This is a genomic window from Corallococcus llansteffanensis, assembly GCF_003612055.1.
Classification (GTDB): Bacteria; Myxococcota; Myxococcia; order Myxococcales; family Myxococcaceae; genus Corallococcus; species Corallococcus llansteffanensis.
Window position 1 is genome coordinate 1 of sequence record NZ_RAWB01000479.1, and the last position, 7,607, is coordinate 7,607.

The 7,607-nt window shown below is 67.9% G+C and carries 7 protein-coding genes and 1 pseudogene; 5 read left to right on the forward strand and 3 right to left on the reverse strand.

The window, feature by feature from the left end; genetic code table 11:
- Window positions 1-342 (forward strand): annotated as a pseudogene (locus D7V93_RS45345) (dolichyl-phosphate-mannose--protein mannosyltransferase); the annotation flags it as partial.
- 46 nt (window positions 343-388) lie between these two features.
- On the opposite strand, the gene D7V93_RS32495 reads toward D7V93_RS45345, so the two are convergent.
- Together D7V93_RS32495 and D7V93_RS32500 are read right to left on the reverse strand one after the other, a co-directional pair.
- Complete coding sequence (locus D7V93_RS32495) at window positions 389-1,216, reverse strand: crotonase/enoyl-CoA hydratase family protein (RefSeq protein WP_120647077.1); 828 nt, start codon at window positions 1,214-1,216, stop codon at window positions 389-391.
- An 87-nt stretch (window positions 1,217-1,303) separates the two neighbouring features.
- Window positions 1,304-1,504 carry a hypothetical protein gene (locus D7V93_RS32500; protein ID WP_120647078.1) on the reverse strand — a complete coding sequence of 67 codons (201 nt, stop codon included), beginning with the start codon at window positions 1,502-1,504 and terminating at the stop codon, window positions 1,304-1,306.
- A gap of 116 nt (window positions 1,505-1,620) precedes the next feature.
- Here D7V93_RS32500 and D7V93_RS32505 point away from each other — a divergent pair, with 116 nt between their 5' ends.
- The 4 genes from D7V93_RS32505 (at window position 1,621) to D7V93_RS32520 (ending at window position 6,770) form a co-directional block, all read left to right on the forward strand.
- Complete coding sequence (locus D7V93_RS32505) at window positions 1,621-2,577, forward strand: LysR substrate-binding domain-containing protein (RefSeq protein ID WP_120647079.1); 957 nt, start codon at window positions 1,621-1,623, stop codon at window positions 2,575-2,577.
- Between the two features lie 327 nt (window positions 2,578-2,904).
- Window positions 2,905-4,146, forward strand: coding sequence for a PLL family lectin (locus D7V93_RS32510; protein WP_120647080.1), 1,242 nt, complete (start codon window positions 2,905-2,907; stop codon window positions 4,144-4,146).
- A 199-nt stretch (window positions 4,147-4,345) separates the two neighbouring features.
- On the forward strand, window positions 4,346-4,975 hold the full coding sequence (locus D7V93_RS32515; protein ID WP_147451457.1) for a hypothetical protein: 630 nt from the start codon (window positions 4,346-4,348) through the stop codon (window positions 4,973-4,975).
- A gap of 184 nt (window positions 4,976-5,159) precedes the next feature.
- Complete coding sequence (locus D7V93_RS32520) at window positions 5,160-6,770, forward strand: patatin-like phospholipase family protein (protein ID WP_244237654.1); 1,611 nt, start codon at window positions 5,160-5,162, stop codon at window positions 6,768-6,770.
- Window positions 6,771-6,789: 19 nt separating this feature from the next.
- On the opposite strand, the gene D7V93_RS32525 is transcribed toward D7V93_RS32520, so the two are convergent.
- On the reverse strand, window positions 6,790-7,607 hold an 818-nt coding region (locus D7V93_RS32525; protein ID WP_120647082.1), incomplete at its 5' end, for an FAM151A/B family protein.

The window sequence follows — 7,607 nt, forward strand, 5'->3', positions numbered from 1 at the left end:
CTCCCCACCCCCGCGCCCCTGCCCGACGGCATCACGCGCCTGTCCCTGCGCGAGGGCGCCCTGGAGGTGCTGGGGTTCGCGTCCGGCCGCGCGGGAAGCGACCGCGACCGCTACGCCTTCTACGTCAAGGCCCACGGCCCGCTCCGGCCGCTGCGCGTCGCCTTCCACGGCCCCGACGGCAGCGTGGAGCGGGTGCTGGACCCGGGGGCTTCGCTGCGCGGGCCCTCCGCCCTGATGGGCGCGGAGTGGTTCATCATTCCCGTGGTGGGTCCGCCCCGTGCGCGGGTGACAGGCCTGGAGATTGGCCCCATGGGCCAGCGAATGGCCCTGGCCTCCGAGTAGGTCGCCACCGTGCGGGTGCTCACGATGGCAGGCTGATGCGGGCGCGTCAGCGTCCCTGGAAGCGGGGCGGCCGGCGCTCGGCGAAGGCGGAGAAGGCCTCCGTCAGGTCATGCGACTGGAGGAAGGCCGAGTTCCACACCGCCACGTAGCGCAGCCCATCCGCGATGGACTTGTCCGCGCAGTACTCCATCACCTGCTTGGCGCCCTGGATGACGAGCGGCGGGTTGTCGGCGATGCGCCGCGCCGTCGCCCGCGCCTCCGTGAGCAGGGCCTCGGGCGTGGGGAAGACCTCGTTGACCAGACCCATGCGCAGCGCGCGCGCCGCGTCCACGTCGCCGCCGGTGTAGGCCAGCTCGCGCGTGTTCCCCTCGCCGATGATGCGCGGCAGCCGCTGGAGCGCCCCCAGGTCCGCGACAATGCCGACCTTCACCTCGCGCAGGGAAAACTTCGCTTCCTGCGAGCAGTACCGGAAGTCACACGCGGCGATGAGGTCCATGCCTCCGCCAATGCACCAGCCATGCACCACGGCGATGACGGGCTTCTTGCACCGCGCCACCCCTTCGGTGGCCTGCTGCATCTCACCAATCAACTTGAGCAGCCGGCTGCGCTCCAGCGCCAGGTTGCCCTCGGAGGTGAGCAGCGGCCCGAGGGACTCCATCATCCCCATCAAGTCCAGGCCGTAGGTGAAGTGGTTGCCCTCGCCGCGCACCAACACCACGCGCACGGCGTCGTCGTCGTCCAGCGCGCGGAGCGCCTCGGGCATCTCCCGCCAGAAGTCGGGGCCCATGGCGTTGCCCTTGCCCGGGCCGGTGAGCACCAGCTCGGCGACGCCCTCACCCTTCTCGATGCGCAATGACCTGTACGTGCCGTCCATGCATTCCCTCCCAGGGAAGTGAGCTGGCGGCACTTGACCAGATGCGACGCGGCGGCGTCCACGGAAGTGCCGTGGACGCCGCGCCACTCAGCAGCACCCACCCGCCACGCAGCCCGGCCCCTCGCTGACCGGCGTCAGCGCCGGCACGGTGCGCGGTGACGCCACCCGCCGCCCACCCGCCGGGCGGGCCTCCGGCGCCTCCGGGCAGGGGTTCCGCGAAGCGTCCTCGAGGTGCTCGACATGGGTCAGGTAACCCCCCAACATCAACATTCCCTTGTAGATGCTCATGTCGCGTCTCCTTGCGTGCCTCGTTGAACTCCCCTCAAGGTACGGACATGCTCCCCAGGCGAAAAGCGATGCTTTTGCAACCCTGGTTTGAATTCTGCTCAAGGTGGTGACCTCCCATGCCCCGCCCGTACCTGTACGCCCTGCAGGGCTTCGTCACCGCCGCGCGCCACGGCAACCTGTCGCGCGCAGCGAAGTCACTGCACCTGACGGTCAGCGCGCTGAGCCATCAGATTCGCGGCCTGGAGGAGCAGTTGGATCAGCGCCTCTTCGTGCGCAACGCGCGCGGCGTCGAGTTGACGGCGGACGGCCGCCGACTGTTCGAGCGCGTGGCCGAGCACCTCGACGCGATTGAACACGCGATGCGACCGTACGGCGCGCGGCGTGACGAAGTGCTGACGCTCACGCTGCTGCCGTCGCTCGCGACGAGCTGGCTGGTGCCGCGCCTGCCGCGCTTCGTCGCCCTCCACCCCCAGCTGGAGATCAACCTCCAGTCGAGCACGGAGGTGGTGGACTTCGCGCGGGAGACGGACATCGATGCCGGGCTGCGCTTCGGGACGGGGCCCTGGCCGGGGCTTCGCAGCGTGCACCTGTTCGACGACCCGGTCACCCCGTCGGCGAGCCCGGCACTCCTCGCGCGGATGGGGCGGCCCACCCTGAAGACGCTGGAGCGCTTCCCGCTCTTGGGCAACGCCTCCACCTGGAGCCCCTGGTTCGAGCGCTTCGGCGGCACCCCGCCCCGGCGCTTCGTGGCCAACTTCGACGACACGGAGACGATGAACCGCGCCGCGGTGGAGGGGCTCGGCATTGGCCTGGGACGGCTGACCCTCATCCGCCCGCTGGTGGCGGCGGGCCTGCTCGTGCCCCTCTTCTCCGAGTGTCTCAAGACGGACCGCGCGCACCACCTCGTGTATCCCCCGCGTTCGGATGACCACACGGGGCTCGCCGCGTTCCGCGAGTGGCTGCTCGCCGAGGCCCGCGACTACGCCGCGCAGGACGCGAAGCCCCCGCCGCCGGTGGAGGCTCGCGCTCCCGGGGAGAAGCCCGGCGCCCGGCGGAAGGCGGCCCGCGAGTAGAGGCGTTCCGCCGGTGGATGGAGACGCGCACGCCGGAGGTCGCGGCGTGAGCGGCACGAGTCATTGCATTTCTTCACCACCACTACATCTCGCAGATGGCCAGCGGCGCCGACAACCAGGAAGAGCGGAAGCGCACGTATACGAAATGAACGGCCACCTCGATAGCGGCGTCGCCACTCCGATGTAGCTGAAGTGAGGTAGCGACGTCAGTCGAGGTTCGTTGGACAGTGGGTATCAAGCAGCCCGGCGTTGAGCGGCCGGCCGTATTGCCGCGAGCGCCGCCCCCAAAACCAAAGGTGACAGACAGTGTCGTCTCGACGCGTAATCATGGCAGCGGCGCTGCTGGCCGCAATCCCGAGTCTTGCATTCGCCCAGAGCTTCCAGTTCCAACAGTTGGACAGCTATTACTCTGGGACGTATCCGTATTACACGGCGGATGTGACCAAGCATGCACTCCTCTCCAGACCGGGCCTGTCGTTCAAAGATGACCGGTTCGACGTGACGTATGGCAAATCCGAGTCGGTGACGACGTGCGAAGCCGGATCATGCCACTCGGGGTCGACCAGCGGCTTCATCCAGCTCAGCAAGCCCTTGTCGGGAGGAGCGGCGTCCACGACGGTGGTCGACGCCCTTGGCAGCGCTCCTCTCACTGCCTTCACGGATGCCGGCTTCCGGAATGTCTTCCATGTCCGCTACGCAAGCCCCGTCCTCGGGTTCCCGAAAATCAACCAGCTATGGCAGGCCTGGCAGGCCCCCAACTCCAGCACCTGGAATCACCTGCTCGTCGACGGAACCACTGGAGGGGGCGCCTCCATATTTGGATCCACCGCCGCGATGCAGGCGGTCCGCTATGGCGGAACGAATCACGTCTTCTACATCGAGGCCGGCCTCTTGCGCCTCCGGCATGTCTGGCGAGACCCCAACACCAGCACCTGGCTGTACGAGGTGCTTGACGGGGATGGGGGCCCGAATGGCCGGCTGGATGTCAATCTCAGCGGAGCTGCACAGGCGCTCTCCGTGCTCGTCGACGGCAATCAACTCCACGTCTTCTACGTCGATGAGACCAACGGGGACGTGCGGCGGGCCTTCTACGATGGCTCCAACTGGTCATTCCATTTCCACTCGGGAATCCTGCGCAGGCTCGGCGCTCCCATTTCCGCAGTGATGTTCCAGGGAACCCCCCATGTGTTCTACCGCGATCTGGACAGTCTCGACCTGCTATACAACTCGGTGAGTGGGCCGGAGCAATTCCTGGACGGTGTGGGTGGGTCCGTCGCGAGCCGTGCCCTGAGCGCCATTGCTTTCGATGGCAAGATGCATGTCTTCTATGACGATGCCAACGGGAGATATCTGCGGCATGCCGAGGTGCTGTATTTCAATCACACCTTCAGCACCCTGTCAGACTTTTCTGCCAGTGCGACGCTCGCCGGTATCGACACAGGCATCGACTACCAAGGCCATCTCAACCTGGTATACACCGTGAACTCCATGGACACGTATTCGAGCAACTATTTCACCAGACTGATCCACGGTCGGCGTTGCCACAGCGGCGTGCCGTGCCCATTCTGAGCTGAACCCATCCACCAGCGCCCCGCCCCCACCCCTCCTCATACAGCACCTGACGTAAGGCCGGGCTGGGGGCGCGAGCCTGGCTGGCTCCGCGCCTGCTCCACGGATGCGGGGAGACTGTGCCATTCTCCAAGGCATGAGCGCATTGACACCCAGGGCGGGAAGAATCCTTGCCCTCATCCTCGCGGCAGGGGCGGTCGTGGGTGCGGCAGCGACCACCCTCCTCATGGGAGAGTCGAGGCCCACGTCAAGCCAGGCGCCCGAGGCCAGCGCCATCGGTGAACCTGTGCCTGGCTCCAAGGCATTGGAGGAGAAGGTCGGCTCCGACTGGTGGCGCGCCAACCTCCATTCCGCCTTCCCCGTCGTGGAACCCGCGAATCTGCTCCTCCAGGGCCTGGTGGCGAGCAAGGTGGCACCAGAAGAAGACGGCTCTCCCGGCGACCGGAAAGCGCTCCGAGCGATAGAACGAGCATGGGTCGACGCGAAGATGATCGACAAACCCTTTACGCAGCAGGACTACTCGCACTTCTACAAGCCGCTCAGCGAGTTCGAGTTGTTCGGCCGGAAGGTGCTTGCCGTTGAATATGAGTACCTGGAGGAGTGGATCGGCTGCTGCGTCAACAACGGGTTTTCGGTGCTGCTGTCGAATACGGCGGGCGACGATGTCTCTCTCCACCGCTTTGCCCGCGAGAACAACTGCAGGGTACGTGTTGGCAAAGACGTGTGCTGCACTCCGCTTGAGTGGGAAGCCCAGGAGAAGGCAGGCAAATTCATCCGGCTGTCGTGCAGGGAGTCGGACTCCTACGCCGACGAAGCAAGCGAGGAATGAGTCGGGTCCAGCCCTGGCCCATCAACGAACTCCCCGTGCGCCTTGCGTGATGCGGGGACGCACCGCGTTCCCTCCGCACGCGGGCCAGGGCGGTGGGCGTGCCTCCCCGGAGGGTGGTTCCGAGCGGCATGGGCGTTGCTCTACGCTCGCCACCACCTCCACTCCCGCACGGCCGAGAACCTCCATGAGCCCTGACTCGCCGCGTCCCGACACCTCCCGTCAGTACGGTCCGCTGGGGCCCCTGGCGCTGTCCCTGTCCGGCGGTGGCTACCGCGCGGCGACGTTCCACCTGGGAACGCTGCGGTTCCTGCACGGCATGGGGCTGCTGCCGGACGTCGTGGGGCTGTCCACCGTGTCGGGAGGCACCCTCACGGGGCTGGCCTGGGTGGTGAGCCAGCTCGACGGCAAGCCCTTCACGGAGTTCCACGATACCTACGCGGGCTGGCTGAAGGGCACCAACGTCATCGCGGAGGCGCTGACCGGGTTGACCTCGGACCGGGAGCACCAAAGCCACACCTGGGCCAGCCTCATCCGCTCCGCCGCGGACGTCTACTCCCGGCGCTCCTTCCTCGACGACCGGCGCTTCGGTGAGGTCCTGGACGCAAGCGGCCTCCAGTTCCAGGAGCTCATCTTCAACGCCACGGAGTTCCACACCGGATCCGACTTCCGCTTCCGGCGCAGCGACAGGCCGGACGTGAGGCCAGGCAACAAGAACACCCCGCTGCCGCGCTCCGTGGCCCGGCACGTCCGGCTGGCGGACGTGGCCGCCGCGTCGTCGTGCTTCCCGGGCGGCTTCGAACCGCTCGTCTTCCCCCAGCAGTTCCACTGGCCCCGGGAGTTCCCGCTCGACGCCGCGCTCCAGGAGCTGGGGCCGGAGTTCACCCAGGGGCTGCCGCTGATGGACGGCGGCATCTACGACAACCAGGGGGTGGACAGCCTGCTGCTGGCGTTCGACGACGCGCGGCTCGCCCCCACCCTGGTCATCTCCGACGTCAGCACGAAGGAGAAGCGGATCTACGACGTCCCTCCGAATCCGACGAAGCGCGGCTGGGTGACCCTCAACGGCGTCTCCTGGATGGCGTGGGGGCTGTTCTTCCTGACCCTGGCATCCGCGCTCTGCCTGGGGTGGCGCGCGGTCGACGACGCGCTCGACGGCGGCTGGGAGCTGGGAGACGCCTTCGTGTACATCGTCCCCGGCCTCCTGAGCGCGGCGGTGGCGGTGGCGCTGGTGTGGGCCCGCCTCCGGCTGCAGGACGTCAACGCCCTGCTCCGCAAGCAGGTGGACATCGACGCCTGGCCGTCGTTCCGGAAGCTCACGGTGCTGGAGTTCGCGCAGATGCTGGTGCTGCGCGTCACCTCGTCGCTGGCGCTCACCTCCAGCATCTTCATGAAGCGGGTGCGTGGGCTCATCTACGACAGCGTGTCCCAGGACCCCGACTTCCAGGGCCGCCAGGTGCCGACCCTCATCTACACGCTCACGGAGGACCACGCCCCGCTGTACTCGAAGCACCCGTGGATGAAGCCCGGGCCGCGCCTCGTGGCCCTGGCCGGGCAGGCCTGTCAGATGCCCACCACGCTGTGGTTCACGAACGAGACGCAGTTCACCACGCTGGAGTCCGCGGGAGAGGCCACCCTCTGCTTCGTGCTGCTGAGGCACCTCCTCCAGCTCCCCCCGGACCAGTACGAGAAGGAGGGGCAGCCGCTGCACGACCTCTTCCAGCGGCTGCGCGCGGCGTGGGCGGGCTTCAACCCGGAAGCCCTCCCCGCCCGGGCCCAGCACCCCGTGGCGGCCTGAAACCGTCCTGCTTGGGCACCTAGAAGAGCTTGTCCCAGCCGGTCTTGACCCAGTTCTTCGCTGCGTCGACCTTGTCGCCCCAGCTGTTGCCGTGGGGCCCGGCGATGTCCACCACGCCGTTGACGCCGCGCGCGCGCAGGTCCTCGCCGGCCTTCACCGGGTCCTTTGATTCGCCCCACACGGAGACGGTGCCCGCGGGGAGGAAGGTCTGGATGGCGCCGTCGGTCAGCAGGTCGTGACGCACCACGAAGGTGGCCGGCCCGCCCAGCTCCTTCGCCAACGCCACCATCTTCGCCGCGTCGCCGGCCTTCACGGGCCCGTCCGTGGGCGGTGGATTGATGGCGAGGATGGCGTTGGGGAAGCGCTCGCGGATCTCCGGGCCCCACTTCTTCATGTCCTCGAAGCCCAGGTTGAGCATCAGCCGGTCCTCGCGGATGCCCACCTTCTCCAGCTCGGCGAGGACGGCCGGCATCTGGTCGCCCTCCTTGATGTCCAGCTTCAGGCCGCGCCCGGACGCCTTGCCCATCGTCAGCCACTCGTGGAGGGTGAGGTTGTCCCCGTCCTCGTGGCCCGTGTCGTGGCGCATCTCCGGCGAGTTCCGGTTGAGCTCCTTGCGAACGTCGCCCTCGAACCAGTTGGCGTCGCTGTCCAGCGCCGCCTGGAACTGCTCCTTCGTGTTGGTGCGGTGCGCGTTGCGCGCCTGGGAGAGCGGCTGGTCGCCGCTCCAGGTGTTCTTCGTCGGCGCGGACGGCGCGGCGGCCTGGAAGCTGTCCGCCCTGGAGTGGCCGGTGGACGCGGGCTTCGCGACGGGCTTCGCGGCGGGCTCCGGCCGCCGGG